Genomic DNA, 20,028 nt, shown 5'->3' with positions numbered 1-20,028 from the left:
TCCCAACTTCGCCACTCCTGCGAAATTAAAAAATCGGTTGCTTAGCTCATTCAGTTATTGGATAGCCAAAACTTGAATAATTGAATTCCCTGGAATTTGTGGTGGCAACGACATTGTCATTACAGGTGTCTTAGCCAAGGTCAACTCGATCTCTGTACCTTCTGACAAAGCATCCACGCTGGGTTTGATTTTCTCTGCTGGTGCATTCAGAATGACACCGTCATGCTCAAATGATGTTCCAATATTCTCAGGATCAATCTTTGCCTTGACGTCAACTAATTTTACGCGAATGATTTGATCCTCTTCGTCGCTTTCAGTTACTTCTTCGACCGTCCCAGTAAAAACACTTTGATCATGTGTCGATGAATTAGAAGTCGTTTCAGTTGTTTGTCCATCATTCGTAGACTGATTGCCACAAGCAGTCAATAATAAAAATGTTGTCGCTAAGGTCAAGCAAGATACTATTCGCTTCATAAACCACATCTCCCGTTCTTTTATTCACTTTTAGCTGTTTCTACGGTTCTTTCCAGTCATCTCGATTTCTTTTGTTAAATAACGAATTCGTTCCATAATACGTTTAGCTTTTAATGGTTCTTCATCACCACGTTGTGTAACAGACAAATGTTTTTCTAACTCATCCATTGTAAAATTTGATGAGAAAAATGTCGGTAATTGTTCTTGCATTCGATATTGCAAAATAACACCAAATACTTCATCACGAATCCAACTACTCATTGCATCGGCTCCAATGTCATCCATCATTAAGACGGGCGAGCGCTTCACCGCATCTAGTTTGTCCGAAACTTGGTCTTTTCCAATTGCTTGCTTCATTTCAACTGCAAATGTCGGAAAATGAACAAGCGTAGTTGTATACCCTGCAACTGCTAGGTCATGTGCAATTGCACCTAATAAATACGTTTTACCAATTCCAAAGCTTCCAACTAAATATAGCCCTTTGTGGTAACCTTTAGGATCATTTGTGTATTGCTCCACAAAATTGAATGCTTCAAAAAAGGCATCACTACGGCCACTTGTTTGCTCAAATCCTTCAAATGTAGCCGTTTGTATATCTTTCGGCATATCCATTGCTTTCACACGACTACGGATTTCTTCTTGTTTTTGTCGAGCAATTAATGCTTCAGTCGGTACGTAGGTGACATCCACATAATGAAAGTTCAACACCAGTTTTGGCTCGTAGCCTGGTGCAATCATTGTTGGATCATTTTTCTGATATTTTCGCTTTTCTTGAACAAACTCATAAAGTTTTGCATAACTTTTTTCAATATCTGCTTGTGTTAAACGCTCTTGGTGTTCTGCCAAAAAAGCTTGAACATCTGAATCATTCAATACTTCTTGAATCATTTCGGCATACTTTTCTTGATAATTACGTTTGCTAATGATCTTTTTTAGCTCTCTTCCAACATCTTCCATTAGTTGTCACCCTCCTTTTTAGCAAGATATTCTTTAAAGCGACGATCAATTTCTGCTTGTTTTTCTTGACTGATTTTCTTCTCATCTTTTGGTTGATTTACCCAATCAGGTAATTTTTCTCGGCGCACATTTCGACGAGTATTTGAGTAGTTTCTCGTTTGCTTTTTCTCTGCGCTTTCTTGGCTTTTCTTTTTAATATGAGCAATAGCATCTTCCGCTGTCATGATTTTCTGTTGTGCCCATTCGTTAGCAATTGTGTTGACATAGTTTGTCCCTAAACTTGCTTGATTTTTGATGACCAATACGTAATTCAATAGCACATTGATGACACTACTTGGAAGCCCTGAGCGAGAAACAAGCTCTTGCATCAACCACGTTTCTGATTTAGATACATACCCATTTTTTTCTTTTTTGATTGACTCTAAATATTTCATTGGCGGAACACTTTGGGCCTCTTTGATTAACTGCACAGAGGCTGCAGACAGTTGTCCATGATTAGGCGCTGATTCCACCTTTTTGATTTCGGTGCTGTCTAGATTTTCTGCAGGTACCTTTAGCGTAGATGATTGACTCACAGGGTTTGCCAAAAAGATTTTTTGAAGTTCTTTCAAAGAAATTTTTTGCTCTGTGAAGTCGTACGCTTCAACGATTTTCTCACCTAAAGCTAAATCATCCAATCCATACAATTGTTGGTACATTTCGAGTTGTTTGATGGTTGGTTCATCTGGTTTGTCAATATGTTTTTTTTGCAACCAGTTTGTCAAAAAAGACCAGTCAATCGTGCTTTTTTCAGGTAACCGTTTCGTTATTGCTTGCTCAGTAAATGTTTCTTCCAGCTTCTCGATTTGCTGTTTGTCAGCGGCAAAGGATGCCTCGTTAAATTGGTACACTTCTAAAAATTTTTTAGTTTTTTTCTGATAGCCTTCTGTTGAAAGTTTTTTTGGTTCGAAATGTTTAACTAACTGATCAAAGCGACGTTGACCAACCTTTTCTAATAGTAAAAAACTTAAAACAGAATCCATAAAGAATTGTTTCACCGACATTGGTTCCAGTAATTCATACAGGAAACATGCACCTAGGCTAGGGTCTTCTTTATAATAAACATCTAATAAGCCAATTCCCTCAAGTTTTTTTCGTGCTTCGTAAAATTGAGGAATACCACAACCAAGACTACTCAATAAATCTGCGTGAAGTCCTTCTGGTCCTTGGCCAGTCTCTAAAGAAATTTCTGTCAAAAGAGTAAGATAAATACTAAGCGCTTCTCCACCAATCAAAGGTTGGTAAAGATAGAGCAACGCATTTCGATTTTCTTCTTTTAAAGGACTCCGCTTTCTTCCTTGGTAGATATTTTTTGGTTGAAGCTCTTTCCAAGCATTTTCCAAGGAAATGCCCCCTTTATTCTGTACTTTCGTCTTCGGTATCTTTAGAATTGTTATTTTCTTTTGCCTTCTCTACGATATCTTGCAACTCTTTTAAGAATACAGACATATCTTTAAATTGGCGATACACACTTGCAAAACGAATATAGGCAATTTCATCCAAATTTACAAGATCTTCCATGACATATTCCCCAATTAAATTGGTTGATACTTCGTTTTCGCCCAAACTTCGGACACGATTTTCTACATGGTTCACAATTTGCTCCATTTGCTCCATAGCAACTGGACGTTTTTCGGCTGAACGAATCAATCCTCTTAAAATCTTATCTCGATTAAACTCTTCACGCTCACCGTTTTTCTTGATAACTAGCAGTGGTGCAGCTTCGATTCTTTCAAATGTTGTAAAACGAAATGAGCAATTTTCACACTCACGTCGACGACGAATCGCCCGACCATCATCTGCTTGACGACTATCAATAACACGGGAATTATTATGTTGACATCTTGGACATCTCATTTAGTTCACCTCATGTATCATTTAAGTTTTATAAAAAGAACATTCTGCTCTTTCATAGTTAGTTGCATTATAACATGAAACTTTTATGTTAAGCGACTTTCTCAACTAAAAAGATGCAGTTTTCATCGGCCATAAAGCGTTTTTATCCATTCATCGCAAAAAAATGAGTTGTGACAAAAGTTTATCACAACTCATTTGACGATCAAAACGAAACTGTGAAAGATTTTCAACTGTTTCCTTTTGAAAACATGACTCATGTTTTCAAAAACTACAATTTTTCTTCAATACCAGTGTAATGTTTTAACCGTTGTTCTTCAATTTTTTGTTCATCAGGGATGTGTTCAGCGTCTGGGAGTGGCTTTTTTGTTCGATCAGTCATTTCTTTTTTTCGTTCTTGTGTCAGATCTTGTTGACGTGCTTCTTTTTCTGCTTGTTGATCATCTAGTTCAGCAATTCGTTCTTTATATTGGTCTGCTTTCTTTTTCCCAATCTCGGCTTGTACACGGCCTTCATTTTTTAATTCTTCTTTATCAAGTAACTCACCAATCTTTTCTTTGGCAGATCCGACAACTTTATCTTTTTGATTCTTGATATTTCCCATACAAATCCCTCCCCTTTTCTTATCTTTAGCATAACAAAAATGAACAAGATACTCAAAATATACGACTAATTGATCATTCTCATAGATGTAAAAATACTTGTTTCACGTCTTTGATGACTTGTAAGCAAAAAAAGCATTAAACTAAAAAGCAAAGCACTCCGTTTAGCTAACGAAGCACTTTGCTTTTGTATTTTTAATCTGTTATAAAGATTGTTGCTTTAGCCATGACTCGACTTGTTGGACTAATTCTTCTTTTGTTCGAGTATTATCAAACAAAATATCCGCTCGTTCTTTTTTCACTTCGATTGACCACTGCGTCTTTATTCGTTTTAATGCTTCAGTTTCTGTTAATTGATTTCGTTTCATCAATCGTTCAAGCTGAATCGCTTCTGTAGTATAAACAACTGCTACAGCATCCATGTAACGTTCATAGTGCCCTTCAAACAGTAAAGGAACATCAACAACAACTAAGGGATTCTGTCTTTTTTTCTCAGCAATTTGTTGTTTGATACGTCCACGGATAAACGGATTCAATACACGATTTAAGGTTTGCCGCGATTCATCGTTTGCAAATACGACAGTACCTAATTTTTTACGATTTAGTGTACCATCTTCATTCAAGATTTCTTTGCCAAATACTTCAACGATTGCCATCAAACCATCAGTTCCAGGTTCGACAACTTCTCTTGCCACTACGTCACCATCAATTACTGGAATCCCATGTTTTTTAAAAACTTCAGCTGCTGTACTTTTACCTGTTGCAATACTTCCAGTTAAACCTAAAACGAAACCTACTTTGGCAATTTTAGTTGCTGACATTTTGGACAATAGTGAGTCCCCCTTTGTGCAACTTTTATTTTGACAATTGGTGTTTGACAACGGACACATGGTTGGCCTGTTTGACCATAAACATGAAGGGCCATTTGAAAACTACCCGCTTCTCCAAGTGCATTGAGATAGCTACGAATCGTTGTTCCACCAGCTTCCACTGCTCGCCCCAATACATCAATAATTGCTAATCGAAGTGTCTCGATCTCTTTTCTTTTTAATGTATTGGCAGGCTGTTCTGGGTGGATTTTCGCTTCCCATAATGCTTCATCCACATAAATATTTCCTAAGCCCGTTACTAAACGCTGATCTAACAGTAACGGTTTGATTGCTTTGTGTGATTTTTTAAGACCTGATTCAAATGCTGACAAAGTAAATAAATCTGGTAGTGGTTCTGGACCTAATTTCATGATTCCACGATAAGTATCACTTTGTCCTTTTGACACTAGCGTCATCCGCCCAAATTTCCGAACATCATTATAGCGAAGCTGACTGCCATCATCAAAAAAGAAAATGACATGAGTATGTTTATCTAATGGTTGATTTTCTTCTACAAAAGAATATTTTCCTTCCATTCGCAGGTGAGAGATCAACTCATAATTGGTTAAATGGAAAATCAGAAACTTCCCTCGGCGTCCAATTGATTCAATGGTTTCGCCAATCAATGTTGCCTCAAAAATCGGTGCTTCTGGTTGTTCAATAATTTTGGGCCACAAGACTTGCACTTTTTGGATCTTTTTTCCTGTGACCAAACGTTCTAGCCCTTTACGGACCGTTTCAACTTCTGGTAATTCAGGCATGTTTCTTCTTCACCTTTTTCTTTTTTATTTTGCTTCGTACCATGTTTTTCCCCAACTACTATCAGTAATCAATGGCACATGAAGCGAAACAGCATTTTCCATCACTTCTTTGACTAATCGATCTAATGTTTCTAATTCGTGTTCTGGAACTTCAAAAACTAATTCATCGTGTACTTGTAATAACATTGTTGCTTCTAGTTTTTCATCTTTCAATCGTTGCGCCAAATCAATCATCGCGATTTTTAAAATATCAGCTGCACTACCTTGGATTGGTGTATTGATAGCCGTCCGTTCTGCAAATGAACGCAAGTTAAAGTTTCTTGAATTGATTTCTGGTAAATAGCGCCGACGATGATACAGTGTTTCCACGAAGCCTTGATCTTTTGCTTCACGAACAATACGCTCCATGTATGACTTCACACCAGGATATTTTTCAAAATACGTGTCGATATATTGTTGTGCCGCTTTTCGAGAAATACCAAGATTTTGTGACAAACCATAATCTGAGATGCCATACACAATTCCAAAGTTAACGGCTTTTGCTTGGCGACGCATATTTGGTGTTACATCTTCTGCTTTTTCAATCCCAAAGACACGCATTGCTGTACTTGCATGGATATCTTGCCCTTCCAAAAAGGCTTCTTTCAGATGTTCATCATCAGAAATATGTGCTAATACACGTAGCTCGATTTGAGAATAGTCAGAAGAATAAATCAACCAATCTTTTTTTCTTGGAACAAATGCTTCACGAATTTTCCGACCTTCTTCTAAACGAATCGGAATGTTTTGCAAGTTTGGATCAACCGAACTCAAGCGGCCAGTTTGGGTTAGTGTTTGAACATAACGAGTATGCACTTTCCCATCTGATTGAATCACTTTTAATAGTCCTTCTACATAAGTAGATTGAATTTTTGCAATTTGACGATAGACCAAGATGTCATCAACGATTGGTGCTTGTTCTCTTAATTGTTCTAACACATCAACCGCTGTTGAGTAACCCGTTTTAGTTTTCTTAATAACGGGAAGACCCATTTTTTCAAACAAGATAACACCTAATTGTTTAGGTGAATTTAGGTTGAATTCTTCGCCAGCTTCCGCATAAATTTTTTCTTCAATTTCTTTTAGACGTTCTGAGAACTCGATCTTCATTTCCTGTAGACGAGAAGCATCGACTTTGATTCCACTGATTTCCATTTCTGCTAAAATCTGTGACAATGGCAGCTCCATTTTATAAAACAAATCTGCTTGATTTTTTTCTTCTAATTCTTTGTTCAAGATTGGTGTCAGTGCGTTGATTGCCGCCACTTTACGTGCAAGATGCGCAAAGAAAACTTCTTCCTCTTCAGGCAACCCCTTTTTCGCACCTTTTCCATAAACTGCATCATCTGATTGGATCTCTTGATAACCATAATGTGCAGCTACACCTTCGATATCGCTACTTTTATCATTAGTATCTAACAAATAAGAGCCCAAAAGAACATCGAAATCAATCCCTTGTGTCTTACCCGTGTAACGATTTAAAGCCACATACGTCCTCTTTGCATCGTAAACTTTTTTCAGACGTGTTCCGTCACTCAACCAATCTTCAAATGCTTCACTTTCGAAAATACCAAGGTCATTGGTCACATAAATTTTTTCTTTTGTTCCCCAAGAAACACCAACAATGTCTTCTGTATGATAATTTTCCCCTAACATTTCGACATACAGTGCCATATCTGTGGTAAACATTTCTGGTTGATAATCTGTCACTACTTCAAATAGAACATCTGATAGCTCTGGTTCTTCCTCATGAATATCAAGCTTAGCCAAAAATTGCTTAAATTCCATCTCTTGATAGAATGGTACTAATTTTTCTAAGTTTTTTCCTTCATATTTCAATGAGTCAATCGCAACATCAACAGGTGCATCCGTATTGATTGTCGCTAATTTTTTGGACAGAAAAGCTTGTTCTTGATCATTGATCAGATTTTCTTTCATCTTGCTTTTTTTCATTTCAGTAATATGTTCATAGATTCCTTCAACCGAGCCATATTCTTTGAGTAATTTGATCGCTGTTTTTTCACCAATTTTGGTTACACCGGGGATATTATCAGAAGCATCACCAGCTAACCCCTTCATGTCAATGATTTGTTTAGGTGTCAATCCGTCATACTTTTCAGCAATATGTTCGGGTGTATAACTTTCAATGTCGCTAACACCCTTCACAGTAATATCCACCTTGACATCATCCGTAGCTAATTGTGTCAAGTCTCGATCCCCTGAAAGAATAACAACATCAAATACTTCTTTATCTACTTTTTCTGCCAACGTACCAATAATATCATCGGCTTCATAATTTGGTAGTTCATAATATTTTACACCGAGCCCTGTTAACAATTCACGAATGTAAGGCATCTGTTCTTTGAATTCACCAGGTGTTTTTGAACGTCCACCTTTATATTCAGCGTACATTTCTGTACGGAAAGTTGTTTTTCCTGCATCGAAGGCAACTAATACGTGTGTCGGTTGTTCTTTTTGCATCACATTCTCAAACATTGTATTAAAAGCGTAAATTGCATTGGTATGCAATCCATTTCGATTTTTAAAACGTTCTAGTGAATTATGCAACGCAAAAAATGCGCGAAAGGCGACACTGTTCCCGTCGACCAATAATAATTTATTTTTTGTCATGTCAATTAGCTCCTCATCCGTAAAGTTCTTATTTATTCTAACAAAGAATGTCTTGGAAAGCGAAAAGAAAAAACGGATAGGAGAAAATGTTTATCTCCTACCCGCCTCAATGTTAAAAATTAATTGTTTCTTCCGAAAATTCGTAAAAATGCAAGGAACAAGTTGATAAAATCTAAATACAATTGAAGAGCCATAAACACTGCCACGCCACTGTTTGCAGTTCCATTACTTTGAATATAGACTTTACGAATATTTTGATTATCATAAGCAGTGATTCCAGCAAAGATCAAAACTAACAAGATTGAGATGAAGAAATCTACTGCACTACTATGAAGCAAGAAAATATTGACAAACATAGCAATAATCACACCGATCAATGCAGCTAATCCTGCACGACCAACCCCACTCAAATCTTTTTTAGTAACCATGCCTACAACTGACATACCGATAAACATACCTGTTGCCGTCAAAAATGCTTGCGTAATTGTTCCTATATCATAAAAAGCAAGTGTCACAGCTAATACCAATCCATTTAGTAATGAGTAGGCGATGAAACCTCCAATCGCTAAACTTGGATTTTTTTGTGCCTTCGCACTTAGCACCAACACTAAAATGATTTGAACGATCCAAAGTCCTATAAAACCTAATGGAAAACCATTAATAAATGCTGCCACTTGTTGTGGAAAAACGGATAGTGCTAAATATGAAGTCAATGCACTTAACGCCAATCCTACTCCTAAGTAGCCATACACTTTAGAATAGAAACGATTGATTCCTTCATTTGCTACGCTTTGATTATTCATTTAATTCACCTTCACTTTCAAATTCAATTTCTAGTTCTGGATCAGCAGGTGGCTGAACCATCACCACAGCGTCGAGTACGCGATTGCCTTCGCTATTTTCTGCTTCAACAGAAATCGTAACGACGTCTTTCATTTTGTCTACTTTTATGACCTCAAATTGGAAAGTCAATGTTTCGTAGTGGAAAACTGGTTCAATAAAATTAACAGAAAAATTCACAACGTGCGAGCCTGGACCAGGTAAATGCTTAGAAACAGCACTTGTAATGATACCCATTAACATCACAGATGGCACAATTGGTTGTTGATACTCTGTTTTTTGCGCAAAATCATGTTGAATATATAATGGATTCGCATCATTTGTTAATCCTAAATAAAGCAACAGCTGATTGTCTTCAATTGATTCTGTTAAAGACAACGAGTCGCCTTCCTCTAACTCATTTATTGTTTTTCCTAATTTTCTCGGTTTACCTATATTCAAAATAGAAACCCTCCAGTTTTATTTTACTCAAGAACAATTGTACCAAAACCAAGCAAAAAGGCAAGTTATGAAAACTACGCTTTTTGTATACAAGAAAGCAGCCAAAAAGACAAAACTTTTTTGGCCGCTTTTGATTGATTTCGCCATTTGTTAATGATTACAAGACGTTTCTTGTCGTGTTGCTCAATAGTTTTTCATAGGCTTGTTCAAATTTTTGAACATCACCAGCTCCCATAAAGATAACAACTGCATCATGGTAATCTAACAATGGTGAAACGTTATTTTCTTTCAGAACTTGGCCACCCTTTTGAACTTTTTCACCAAGGTCTTCGATCTTAACATCCCCTTGTTTCTCACGAGCTGAGCCAAAAATATCACACAAGTATACGTGGTCAGCTAAGTCTAATGCTTCAGCAAACTCATCCATCAACGCAATAGTTCGCGTAAATGTATGTGGTTGGAAGACAGCAATAATTTCTTTATCTGGATATTTTTGACGTGCACCATCAATCGTTGCACGAATTTCTGCTGGATGGTGTGCATAGTCATCAACAATTGTCATATCTGAAACGATTTTTTCGCTAAAGCGGCGTTTTACACCAGGGAAAGTCAACATTTCTTCTGATACTTCTTTAAGATCTAAGTCTTCAAAGTAAGCAACTGCAATGACACTTAAAGCATTTAAAATATTATGTTTTCCAAAAGCTGGAACCACAAAATGGCCAATAAATTCATCTTCATGGTACACATCAAAAGCTGAACCAGTTGTTGTACGCTCAATATTTCGTGCTTGGATATCATCGTTATCACTAATACCATAGTAATAAATCGGCACATCTGCCTCTAATTTTCTTAGATATTCATCATCTCCATACGCAAAAATGGCTTTTTTCACTTGGTGCGCCATTGTTTGGAATGCACTGTATACATCTTCAATGCTTGTATAGTAATCAGGATGATCAAAATCAATATTTGTCATAATCACATAATCAGGTGAGTAAGCTAAAAAGTGACGACGATATTCGCAAGCTTCAAATGCAAAAAATTCTGCGCGTGGATCGCCATGTCCAGTACCATCACCAATCAGATAACTAGTTGGGCGAACACCTGTCAATACATGCGAAAGTAACCCAGTTGTACTTGTTTTACCATGTGAACCAGTTACTGCAATACTTGTATAGTTTTGAATAAAATCACCAATGAAATCATGGTAACGAATTACTTCAAGTCCAAGTTCTTTGGCACGTTGGATTTCTTCATGTGTGTCAGGAAACGCATTCCCTGCGATGACTGTCATACCTGATTTAACGTTATCTGCACTAAATGGCAAAATTGTTATATTTGCTTTTTCTAAATCTCTTTGTGTAAAGAAATATTTTTCAATATCTGATCCTTGGACATTTAGTCCTTGCTCATGTAATACAAGCGCTAATGAGCTCATACCTGAACCTTTGATACCAACAAAATGATATAATTTTTCTTGTTTTGTCATTTGAATCCTCTTCTCTTATCTATCATCCATCATTCATTCACATATTCAACACGATTTTCATTATCTTATAAACAAATAAAAATTTCAACCAAATTTGTTCGCAAATGCTTTTTCTTGCAAAATAATGAGTTAAGAACGAGAAAATTGCCATTTTGTCTGGCCCAGAATGGCTTGATAAGTTGTCCAAATCTCTGTCGGAATTTCGACATGGTTGAGATAGCCTTTTCCCTTGGGACCATAACCGTATTCATCATCATGTAAGCGAGCGATTTCTCCTAAGACTAATGATTTAAAGTAATCCGATGGCCATTGATGGTTTAATTCTGATTGCGTAAACGCCATGCTAGTATTTGTTTCTTCATCAGACCAACGTGCTAATTGTGGAACGATCGGTACATAGTTTTCAAATTCAACAGTTGTGTTCTCCCATACTTTTTCAAAAGTTGCTCTTGTTCGTCGCTGTAATATAGGATCATTCATCAATAAAATCTTTTGTGGGAATAACTGTATCTCTTGCAATTTATCTAACGCAAATCGAGCATTTTCACCAGAATTTGTGGAGTACGATTCAATGACTAACTGCGCATCTGAAAAATGATATTTTTCTTGTAGATAACAACGATACATCTCACTTTCACTAAGTGTTTCTGAAAATAAAAATCCTTGCTCTTCAAAGTTTCTTCGAAGTATTGGTGTCGCATGACCTATTCCACCTACTAAAAAAATTTGTTCAATCTGTTTTTTTTGCAAAAGATCAGCTGCATGATCAACCAAAACTGGCAATCCGTTCCCTGCAAGGATCAGGAGCGGAGCCGTTTGTCTATGTGTAGCTACATCCATAGCTGGTTGATCCGCTAAAAATGTTAGTAGCTGATTCCAATTATCAATCATCCGAACAATACTCCTTTCCTTATCTATTTAGTCGTTATCGTTATTTAGCCGTTTTGTTTCCTGCCAAACTAAATTCCCACGACAGCGCCCACAGCGAAACCGTTTTGTATCAATTTTCCGTTTTCGATAAATCATTGTCTGACAACCTACGCATTGATAACATTCAATTTTACTGCTTTTTTTTGCTACAGTTGGCGCATAACGCAATCCACCAGTTTGTTGTAACAACTGTTTGAAGTCATTATCTCGGTGATGATAGCCTTTACCAGCTAAATGCAAATGGTAATGACATAGTTCATGTTTAATGATTCCGACAACTGTTTGTTCATCAGATTGAGCAAACATCGACGGATTGAAGTCTAAATGATGATCATTCAAATGATAACGTCCGCCTGTTGTTTTCAGGCGTGCGTTAAATATAGCTTCATGTGTAAACGGCTGTTGAAACCACTCAATCGAAATGGCTTCAACTAGCATCTGTAATTCCTCTTGTGTCACTTTTTACTCCTTATAAGGTGAAAGCATGGTTAAACTAATACGACCTTTCTTCACATCGACTTGTTCTACCCATACGGTTACGACATCCCCAACAGAAACTACATCTGTTGGATGCTTAACAAATTTTTTACTTAATTTTGAGATGTGAACGAGGCCATCTTGCTTTACACCAATATCCACAAAAGCACCAAAGTCGATAACATTTCGGACAGTTCCTTTTAATTCCATACCTGCCTTCAAGTCTTCCATACTTAAAACATCTTGGCGCAATAACGGTGCTGGCATTTCTTCCCGCATATCACGTCCTGGCTGTGTCAAACCTTCTAAAATATCGGTCAATGTTTCTTCACCAATCTCCATAGTTTTCGCTAGAGTTTCTGGATTTAATTGTTTTAAGACTTCTGTTGCTTCAGAAGTGCCCAGATTTTTTTCAGTTAATTGGTTCATAGCTAAAATTTCTTTTGCTACCGCATAACTTTCTGGATGGATACCCGTATTGTCTAATACATTTTTTCCATCTGGTATCCGCAAAAATCCAATGGCTTGTTCGTATGCCTTTGGCCCTAATCTTGGAACCTTTTTCAATTGCGTACGTGCGTTGAACGCACCATTTTCATCACGGTAAGTAACAATATTTTGTGCAATTGTTTTATTCAACCCAGAGATATGCTGTAACAGTTGGGGGCTAGCCGTATTTACATCCACACCCACTTGGTTAACGACTGTTTCAACAACAAAGTCTAATTGCTCTGCCAATCTTTTTTGGGAAACATCATGTTGGTACTGCCCAACCCCAACTGCTTTCGGATCAATTTTGACTAATTCTGCCAATGGATCTTGCAAACGGCGTGCAATTGATACAGCACTTCTTTCTTCAACCTGCAAATCAGGAAATTCCGTTCGAGCGACTTCACTTGCAGAGTAAACAGAGGCACCAGCTTCATTGACAATGGCATAATATGCTGTGTGATCCACAGTTTTTAATTGTTCCGCTACAAATAATTCTGATTCTCGGCTAGCAGTTCCGTTTCCGATTGCAACCATATCCACTTGATATTGATTGATTAATTTTATAAATTGTCCTTTTGCTGCTTCACGTTTTGTTTGAGAAGCTGGTTTGTGTGGATAGATGACTTCAATTGCTAGGACTTTCCCTGTAGCATCAACTACCGCTAATTTACAGCCCGTACGATAAGCTGGATCGAAGCCTAACACAACTTTTCCTTTTAAAGGTGGTTGCAATAGTAAGTTTCGCAAATTTTCACCAAAAATCGCAATGGCTTGTTCATCCGCTTTTTCAGTTAACTCATTGCGAACTTCACGTTCAATCGCTGGAGAAATAAATCGCTTATAACTATCTTGATAAGCTTCACGCACATAACTTGCTGCAGGTGAAGCTGGATTGCCAACTAATTGACGTTCCAAATAATCCATTACTGCTGTTTCGTCTACTTGCAGGTTGACTTTCAGAATATCTTCTTTTTCACCACGATTTGTTGCTAAAATACGATGAGAAACCATTTTATGAACAGGCTCTGAGAAGTCGTAATACATCTCATAGACACCTTTTTCGTCTAAGTCCGCATCTTTTACTAAACTTACATAACTCCCCTTATTATAAGTATAAGAACGAATCCAAGTTCTGAATTTAGCGGTATCGCTGACTTGTTCCGCAATGATTTCATGCGCTCCTTGCAGTGCATCTTCTACGGACAAAACTTCTTTTTCTTCATTAATAAATGTTTGCGCATAGGTTTCCACTTTTTGGTCATTCAATTGCAATAACCATTCAGCAAGTGGCTCTAATCCTTTTTCTTTGGCAATCGTTGCTTTTGTACGGCGTTTTTGTTTATATGGACGATACAAGTCTTCTACTTGTTGCATTTTAACTGCTTGAAGGATCCCTGCTTCTAATTCAGGCGTCAATTTTCCTTGTTCGTCAATTAAGCGTAAAACTTCGACTTTTCTTTTTTCTAAATTTTCTAAGTATGCGTAACGTTCTTCGATTTCCCGAATTTGGACTTCATCCAAGCTCCCTGTCATTTCTTTTCGGTAGCGTGCAATGAAAGGAACTGTATTTCCTTCACTCAATAAATGAAGAACCGTTGTTAATTGTTTTGTGTTATAGCTTGCTAATTCTTTTTGTACAAGCTGGATAATTGTTTGGTTGAGTTTTTCTGTCATCGAGATGTTCTCCTTTAGTTTGTTAGTCGCTTGTCTATTTTAGCATACTTTTTTTATGGAATAAAAAAAGGCGGAATGACAAAATAAAAAGCATAGAACAAGATGTCTACACTTTTTAGAAAATTTAGTTTCGCTCTTCGTTTACAAATCTCAAATCAAAAATCTGGTTGCCATGGTCCCTGATTATTTTGATACTCAATGTCTTGAACGATCCCTTGCTCGTCAAAAATCACGCCATGGATGGATCCGCCAAACACTGCACCGCCATCGATCCCAATCTTATTGTCGTTTAGCCATAAATCTGTTGTTTGCATATCGCCATGCAACATTGGCGTAATTGTGTGGCCAAAAACAATGGTCTTCCCCGTTTGATTTTTTCCGTTATGAAAAGGTTCACGAATCCAAATAAAATCTCTTGGGCTGGTTTCTCGCCAATCTTTTTTCGTTAAATCTACTCCTGCGTGAACAAATAAATAGTGTTTCCATTCGAAATATAAAGGTCTCTCCACTAAAAATTGAATCAGTTCATCATATCTTGAACGAATCATCATTGCGATTTCTGTTGGAGAATACTCTTCTGTCGCACCTGGATGTAATAAACTTTCAAAAGTCTCTTTACCACCGTTACGCAAATACGCATTATACCAATCTTCAGGCGATTGTAAAAATTGTAAGAAATACTCCTCGTGATTGCCACGTAGATAAATGGCGCCAGTTTCTTTCGCTAATTTCATTCCAAGTAAAAAACATTCTTTTGTTTTCGGTCCGCGATCATTTAGATCACCAATCAAAACTAATTGATGAATTGTTGGATCATAGTCACGTACTAATTCTTGAAACAATTCATATTCTCCATGGACATCACTAATTGCATAGAGCAAAGATTTCATAACTACCACACCCCTTCTTAAAAAGTATAGCGTAAATTTACAAGTGATTCCAACAAAAAAAAGCTAAAAGAAAAACAGGTTTTTGCTTTTCTTTTAGCGACTATTTAGTGGCAACGGTTAATGGTAACCATTGTTTTCTTAACGATTTGAACCTTTGATTTATTTGAAATTTGCCACCAAGATTTCTGCAATTTCTGTATCTGTTAACGAATGTTCTTTAAGGTAACGATTATGTGGATGTTGCGCACATTCTTTTGAACATGCTCCAAGATGTCGCGCTTCATTTTCTACCGAAGTCAAAAATTGACGATTGCATTCAGGATTTGCACAATTCACATAGCGCTCACAAGGTGTTCCGTCAAACCAGTCTCTACCAACTACTCGTTTATCGACATGATTGATTTCAACCGCAATTCGTTCATCAAAGACATACATTTGTCCATCCCATAATTCACCTTGAACTTCGGGATCTTTTCCATATGTCGCAATCCCACCATGAAGCTGCCCAACGTCTTTGAAGCCTTCTCGAACTAACCAGCCAGAAAATTTTTCACAACGAATCCCACCTGTACAATAAGTAACGACACGTTTGTCCATAAATTCTTCTTTGTGGTCGCGAATCCATTGAGGTAGTTCTCTAAAACTACGGATCTCTGGTCGAACAGCCCCACGAAAATGACCTAAATCATATTCATAATCATTTCTTGCATCAATCACAACAGTTTCTTCATCAAGAATCGCTTCTTTAAATTCTTGCGGTGATAAATAAGCTCCTGTAGTATCTTTCGGATCGATGTCCTCCTCAAGTTTGAGAGAAACCAGTTCCGAACGTGGACGAACAAACATTTTTTTAAATGCGTGTTCAGGACTTGGGTCGATTTTGAAGAAAGTATCAGCAAAACGTACATCTGCTTTCATTGCATCCATATAAGCAGTCGTATCTGCAATTGTTCCTGACAACGTGCCATTAATTCCTTCCGTTGCGACAAGAATCCTCCCCTTCAAGTTCAATGACTTACAAAAGGCTAAATGTTCCTTCGCAAACATTTCTGGATCTTCAATCGTTGTGTAATTATAATAAAGTAAAACTTGGTAATTCATACTGTGACATCCCTTCATTCTAATGATTCCCAAATAGTATAAGAAAGGATCAGTTATTTGACGACTTATTTGCTTGTGTATTTTTACGCAAGATTGAATAGTAAACGCACATAAGTTTACATAATAATTTTATAATCAAAAGAAAGAAAACTTTTGCAGATTCTATGATAGCCCTCTACAAAAGTTTCAATTTATTTGCCAGTCACTGCAAAATAATTACCATCTGGATCAGCAAAATTAAAAACGTATTCTTCACCGATTTGGACTAAATCACCCAGTGTGACATTATTTGTTTGCATTTTTTTATATAAACCAAAAACATCTTCACTTGCAAACATTAAAGAAGGTGAATTTGACGCAACCTCTGGTGAATGTGCCTCGATAAATTTACGATCATACAAAACTAATTTCGCTTGTGCGTCAACTGCTGGACCAATCTCAACAATCAATGTGCCATCCATTTCTTGTCGATCTAATTCTGCAAAACCGTTATTTGTCCAAAATGCTGCATTTTTTTCAACATCATCGACATAAAGCATGATTTTTATTTCATTTGTAAACATTTTGTTCCTCCTAAATCCATTTTAATGGTGAATAATCGTTGCTAGTTTACCATATCCACCTCATAATCTCTAGACTTGTCTATTTAAATGAATGTTTTTCGTTTGTATTTTCTCGTTTTCACTTTTCGGAATATTTACTTTTATAAATAAAAAGCTAACTATCGAAACGATAGCTAGCTCTAATTTTTTCTTAAGCTTTATGCATTTACATCAATGACTTTAGTTTCATCATTGATGACATCACGATCCAAATCATGGATACGAGCACTTGTAACAATCCCAGCTACCATACTACCACTAACGTTTGTTGCAGTACGAGCCATGTCGATCAATGGTTCTACAGAGATAACTAAACCAACGATTGCTACCGGTAAATTCATTGCGCCTAGCACGATTAATGAAGCAAATGTTGCGCCCCCACCAACGCCAGCGACACCAAATGAACTGATCGTTACAATCGCTACTAGCATTAAAATAAATTCTAAGCTAAATACATTAATACCTGCAGCTGGTGCAACAATTGTTGCTAACATTGCTGGATAAACTCCCGCACAGCCATTTTGCCCAATTGACAAACCAAAGCTTGCAGAGAAGTTCGCTGTTGCATCGTCAACCCCAAGAGCTTTCGTTTGTGTTTCAATATTTAACGGCAATGCACCTGCACTAGAACGTGAAGTAAAAGCAAAACTCAATACTGGAAAAGCCTTTTTGAAGTAATTAATTGGATTCACTTTGACTGACATCAAAATGAGCGAATGAACAATTAATACAGCAAGCAAAGCAATATATGAAGCTAGTACAAATTTGCCTAAGTTCACGATTGCTACAAAGTCACTTGTAGCCATGACGTTTGTCATCAACGCAAGTACGCCATATGGTGTTAAGCGTAGAACTAGTGTCACGATTCGCATAACTATTTTATATAAACTATCAATCAAATCTGAGAAAAACGCTGCTTCTTTTGGTGCTTTACGTTTAATCCCAAGATAGGCAACACCAACAAATGCAGCGAAAATCACGACACCAATTGTACTTGTTGGTCGACTCCCCGCTAAATCAGCAAAAACATTTTTAGGAATAAATGATAAAATTTGTTGAGGAATAGATAAGTTCTCAACCGTTTCTTGTCTAGTAGCTAATTCAGCAATACGTGCTGTTTCAGCTGCTCCTTCAGTAAATTTTGCCCCTTGTAAATTAAAGAGCATCGTTGTCCCAATCCCAATTAGTGCAGAGATTGCTGTCGTCGCTAACAAAGTTGTTAAAACTGTGGCGCTGATTTTACCTAATTTTTCCGAAACTTTCATTTTGGTAAATGCACCGACAATCGAAATGAAAACCAATGGCATAATTAACATTTGCAAGAAAGCAACGTAGCCATTCCCAACAATTCCAATCCAATCCATTGATTGAGTAACAATTTGATTATCGACCCCAAAGATAAGTTGCAGTAGACCGCCAAATACGATCCCGATACCTAGCGCTGTGAAGACGCGCGTTGAAAATTTAGTATGGCGCTTTTGCATACGGTAAAACACATATAATAATGCCGCAAAAACTAGAACCACTAAAACTGTGATGAGTGTTGTCATTTTTTTCCTCCTTAAAATTTTTTAATGACAAGTCCATCAAAGGAAGTAAAGGTTCCCGGGAATGATTCTTCAACCATTCCCCTGAAAAAAACTTGTATTTTTTCAGTGACTCGTTCATTTTAGCTCATTTTTTGCCAAATGGCATGCCTTTTGCTTACATTTAGTAATAGAAAAAGAGCAGTAGCGATAGTTTTAAGCTATCACTATTGCTCTTTCTTATGCTTCTTTTTCTGATTGAAAATTCAATTTGACACCTGGTTCATCTAAAGCAATCTCTGTAATTTCGTATGCCATACGACTAACAATGTCAAATAAAGGTGCGACTAACTCATCCACTTCTTCTTGTGTAACATCTGCCTGTCCTTGAACTTTACGATTCAAGATGTGATTGATTTGACTAACACTTCCAGATAGTACATATTGGTCAAATACTAAGCGGAACTCTAAACGAGCACCTACAATACTATGTTCTTCTGGGTAATTTTCAATCGTTTCATTCAACGGCGAAAAACCAACTTTTAAGTCAGTTTGGATTTCTTGATCTTTAGGTTTTTGATCGTAGTGAAAAGCCTCAACCACTTCTTTTTGTCTTCTAATTTCCATATCATCACTCCTCTATAAAAATTATAGCATATGAAATTTGAAAGCGGACAATATTTTAAATAATCTCTGGTAATTCAATGATTTGCTTCAATTCATTCACCACATAGGTTGCAGGAATATCACCTAAAAAATGATCGATATCATATAAGCAAGTGGCAACTCCCGCGTTATTCCCTGCTTCAATGTCTAAGCGACGATCACCAATCATCATTGCTTCTGTTTTTTGTAAATGAAATTTTTTAATAATCGCATGCAATGAAGAAGGATCCGGTTTTCTAGGAAATTCTTGATCTATTCCAACAACTTCTTCAACCAATTCGTCTAGCCCAAAGTTTTTTAAAAGTTTCCAAGTTGAATGAGTTAAACGATGTGTCAGGATAAAGTGTCGTCCGCCGTGTGCTTTCAACTTTTCTAAGACCAATTTCGTATCTTGAAAAGGTGCTGATACTTCTTGACTCTCTGTTTCATAGCGATGAAATAGTGGAGTAAATTTTTCCTCAGATAACTGATAGCTTTGCCGTAATTGACTCGTTGAATACTTTTTCATCACAAAATAGATTTCTTTTTTATCCGCTGTAATCCCAAAATCTTGTAAGGCACGCCAAGCACCATCAACCATTGCAGGATATGTATCAAATAATGTACCATCAAAGTCCCAAATAAAATTCTTTATCATTGCTCCTACTCTTCTTTTTTCGCACAAAGTATAT

20 protein-coding genes are annotated in these 20,028 nt (G+C 36.9%); all 20 read right to left on the bottom strand.

Annotated features, from left to right (window positions below; genetic code table 11):
• Positions 1 to 54: 54 nt before the first annotated feature.
• The 20 genes from AC4BC3_RS05680 to AC4BC3_RS05585 all read right to left on the bottom strand — a co-directional run bounded on the left by AC4BC3_RS05680 (position 55) and on the right by AC4BC3_RS05585 (position 19,991).
• A complete protein-coding gene (locus AC4BC3_RS05680; RefSeq protein WP_490467189.1) occupies positions 55 to 474 on the bottom strand; it encodes a hypothetical protein in 420 nt (139 codons plus the stop codon).
• A gap of 30 nt (positions 475 to 504) precedes the next feature.
• Positions 505 to 1,431, bottom strand: a complete 927-nt coding sequence (gene dnaI / locus AC4BC3_RS05675; protein ID WP_206908949.1) for a primosomal protein DnaI — start codon at positions 1,429 to 1,431, stop codon at positions 505 to 507.
• Entirely contained in the window at positions 1,431 to 2,813 is a 1,383-nt protein-coding gene (locus AC4BC3_RS05670; RefSeq protein WP_206908947.1) for a replication initiation and membrane attachment family protein, read from the bottom strand. The genes dnaI and AC4BC3_RS05670 overlap by 1 nt, the downstream gene beginning before the upstream one ends.
• A gap of 13 nt (positions 2,814 to 2,826) precedes the next feature.
• On the bottom strand, positions 2,827 to 3,327 hold the full coding sequence (gene nrdR, locus AC4BC3_RS05665) for a transcriptional regulator NrdR (RefSeq protein ID WP_206897794.1): 501 nt from the start codon (positions 3,325 to 3,327) through the stop codon (positions 2,827 to 2,829).
• A gap of 268 nt (positions 3,328 to 3,595) precedes the next feature.
• Positions 3,596 to 3,928 (bottom strand): CsbD family protein, encoded by a 333-nt coding sequence (locus AC4BC3_RS05660; protein ID WP_206908945.1) that lies wholly within the window; start codon positions 3,926 to 3,928, stop codon positions 3,596 to 3,598.
• A gap of 201 nt (positions 3,929 to 4,129) precedes the next feature.
• Positions 4,130 to 4,747 carry a dephospho-CoA kinase gene (coaE, locus tag AC4BC3_RS05655; RefSeq protein WP_490467293.1) on the bottom strand — a complete coding sequence of 206 codons (618 nt, stop codon included), beginning with the start codon at positions 4,745 to 4,747 and terminating at the stop codon, positions 4,130 to 4,132.
• Positions 4,720 to 5,556: a DNA-formamidopyrimidine glycosylase gene (gene mutM / locus AC4BC3_RS05650; RefSeq protein ID WP_206908941.1), complete on the bottom strand. Its 837-nt coding sequence runs from the start codon at positions 5,554 to 5,556 to the stop codon at positions 4,720 to 4,722. The genes coaE and mutM overlap by 28 nt, the downstream gene beginning before the upstream one ends.
• Positions 5,557 to 5,580: 24 nt before the next feature.
• Complete coding sequence (gene polA / locus AC4BC3_RS05645) at positions 5,581 to 8,226, bottom strand: DNA polymerase I (protein WP_206908939.1); 2,646 nt, start codon at positions 8,224 to 8,226, stop codon at positions 5,581 to 5,583.
• Between the two features lie 119 nt (positions 8,227 to 8,345).
• On the bottom strand, positions 8,346 to 9,029 hold the full coding sequence (locus AC4BC3_RS05640; RefSeq protein WP_206908937.1) for a Bax inhibitor-1/YccA family protein: 684 nt from the start codon (positions 9,027 to 9,029) through the stop codon (positions 8,346 to 8,348).
• Positions 9,022 to 9,507: a MaoC family dehydratase gene (locus AC4BC3_RS05635; protein WP_206908935.1), complete on the bottom strand. Its 486-nt coding sequence runs from the start codon at positions 9,505 to 9,507 to the stop codon at positions 9,022 to 9,024. The genes AC4BC3_RS05640 and AC4BC3_RS05635 overlap by 8 nt, the downstream gene beginning before the upstream one ends.
• Before the next feature lie 157 nt (positions 9,508 to 9,664).
• A complete protein-coding gene (gene murC, locus AC4BC3_RS05630) occupies positions 9,665 to 10,999 on the bottom strand; it encodes a UDP-N-acetylmuramate--L-alanine ligase (RefSeq protein ID WP_490467188.1) in 1,335 nt (444 codons plus the stop codon).
• Between the two features lie 129 nt (positions 11,000 to 11,128).
• Positions 11,129 to 11,890 carry a YdcF family protein gene (locus AC4BC3_RS05625; protein ID WP_206908931.1) on the bottom strand — a complete coding sequence of 254 codons (762 nt, stop codon included), beginning with the start codon at positions 11,888 to 11,890 and terminating at the stop codon, positions 11,129 to 11,131.
• Between the two features lie 27 nt (positions 11,891 to 11,917).
• Positions 11,918 to 12,388 (bottom strand): SprT family protein, encoded by a 471-nt coding sequence (locus AC4BC3_RS05620; protein WP_206908929.1) that lies wholly within the window; start codon positions 12,386 to 12,388, stop codon positions 11,918 to 11,920.
• A gap of 3 nt (positions 12,389 to 12,391) precedes the next feature.
• Positions 12,392 to 14,572: a Tex family protein gene (locus AC4BC3_RS05615; RefSeq protein ID WP_206908927.1), complete on the bottom strand. Its 2,181-nt coding sequence runs from the start codon at positions 14,570 to 14,572 to the stop codon at positions 12,392 to 12,394.
• A gap of 155 nt (positions 14,573 to 14,727) precedes the next feature.
• Entirely contained in the window at positions 14,728 to 15,462 is a 735-nt protein-coding gene (locus tag AC4BC3_RS05610) for a metallophosphoesterase (protein ID WP_206908925.1), read from the bottom strand.
• 159 nt (positions 15,463 to 15,621) lie between these two features.
• Positions 15,622 to 16,563 (bottom strand): oxygen-dependent tRNA uridine(34) hydroxylase TrhO, encoded by a 942-nt coding sequence (gene trhO / locus AC4BC3_RS05605; protein ID WP_206908923.1) that lies wholly within the window; start codon positions 16,561 to 16,563, stop codon positions 15,622 to 15,624.
• A gap of 191 nt (positions 16,564 to 16,754) precedes the next feature.
• Positions 16,755 to 17,126, bottom strand: a complete 372-nt coding sequence (locus AC4BC3_RS05600) for a VOC family protein (RefSeq protein WP_490467187.1) — start codon at positions 17,124 to 17,126, stop codon at positions 16,755 to 16,757.
• A gap of 197 nt (positions 17,127 to 17,323) precedes the next feature.
• Positions 17,324 to 18,715, bottom strand: a complete 1,392-nt coding sequence (locus AC4BC3_RS05595; protein WP_206908918.1) for an L-cystine transporter — start codon at positions 18,713 to 18,715, stop codon at positions 17,324 to 17,326.
• A 216-nt stretch (positions 18,716 to 18,931) separates the two neighbouring features.
• Entirely contained in the window at positions 18,932 to 19,318 is a 387-nt protein-coding gene (locus AC4BC3_RS05590; protein WP_067481756.1) for a DUF1149 family protein, read from the bottom strand.
• Positions 19,319 to 19,373: 55 nt separating this feature from the next.
• Positions 19,374 to 19,991 (bottom strand): HAD-IA family hydrolase, encoded by a 618-nt coding sequence (locus tag AC4BC3_RS05585; RefSeq protein ID WP_490467292.1) that lies wholly within the window; start codon positions 19,989 to 19,991, stop codon positions 19,374 to 19,376.
• Positions 19,992 to 20,028 lie beyond the last annotated feature (37 nt).

Source organism: Enterococcus sp. AAFC-DPL-6103 (genome assembly GCF_058216595.1).
The sequence above is the reverse complement of the archived record's forward strand: the minus strand, read 5'-3'. Positions and strand labels throughout refer to the sequence as shown.

Coding starts and splice junctions, on each gene's coding strand:
- coaE (WP_490467293.1), bottom strand. CDS start 4,747: ATGTCAGCAACTAAAATTGCCAAAGTAGGTTTCGTTTTAGGTTTAACT.
- nrdR (WP_206897794.1), bottom strand. CDS start 3,327: ATGAGATGTCCAAGATGTCAACATAATAATTCCCGTGTTATTGATAGT.
- AC4BC3_RS05640 (WP_206908937.1), bottom strand. CDS start 9,029: ATGAATAATCAAAGCGTAGCAAATGAAGGAATCAATCGTTTCTATTCT.
- AC4BC3_RS05595 (WP_206908918.1), bottom strand. CDS start 18,715: ATGACAACACTCATCACAGTTTTAGTGGTTCTAGTTTTTGCGGCATTA.
- polA (WP_206908939.1), bottom strand. CDS start 8,226: ATGACAAAAAATAAATTATTATTGGTCGACGGGAACAGTGTCGCCTTT.
- AC4BC3_RS05615 (WP_206908927.1), bottom strand. CDS start 14,572: ATGACAGAAAAACTCAACCAAACAATTATCCAGCTTGTACAAAAAGAA.
- murC (WP_490467188.1), bottom strand. CDS start 10,999: ATGACAAAACAAGAAAAATTATATCATTTTGTTGGTATCAAAGGTTCA.
- trhO (WP_206908923.1), bottom strand. CDS start 16,563: ATGAATTACCAAGTTTTACTTTATTATAATTACACAACGATTGAAGAT.
- AC4BC3_RS05600 (WP_490467187.1), bottom strand. CDS start 17,126: ATGTTTACAAATGAAATAAAAATCATGCTTTATGTCGATGATGTTGAA.
- AC4BC3_RS05625 (WP_206908931.1), bottom strand. CDS start 11,890: ATGATTGATAATTGGAATCAGCTACTAACATTTTTAGCGGATCAACCA.
- AC4BC3_RS05680 (WP_490467189.1), bottom strand. CDS start 474: ATGAAGCGAATAGTATCTTGCTTGACCTTAGCGACAACATTTTTATTA.
- AC4BC3_RS05590 (WP_067481756.1), bottom strand. CDS start 19,318: ATGGAAATTAGAAGACAAAAAGAAGTGGTTGAGGCTTTTCACTACGAT.
- dnaI (WP_206908949.1), bottom strand. CDS start 1,431: ATGGAAGATGTTGGAAGAGAGCTAAAAAAGATCATTAGCAAACGTAAT.
- AC4BC3_RS05660 (WP_206908945.1), bottom strand. CDS start 3,928: ATGGGAAATATCAAGAATCAAAAAGATAAAGTTGTCGGATCTGCCAAA.
- AC4BC3_RS05610 (WP_206908925.1), bottom strand. CDS start 15,462: ATGAAATCTTTGCTCTATGCAATTAGTGATGTCCATGGAGAATATGAA.
- mutM (WP_206908941.1), bottom strand. CDS start 5,556: ATGCCTGAATTACCAGAAGTTGAAACGGTCCGTAAAGGGCTAGAACGT.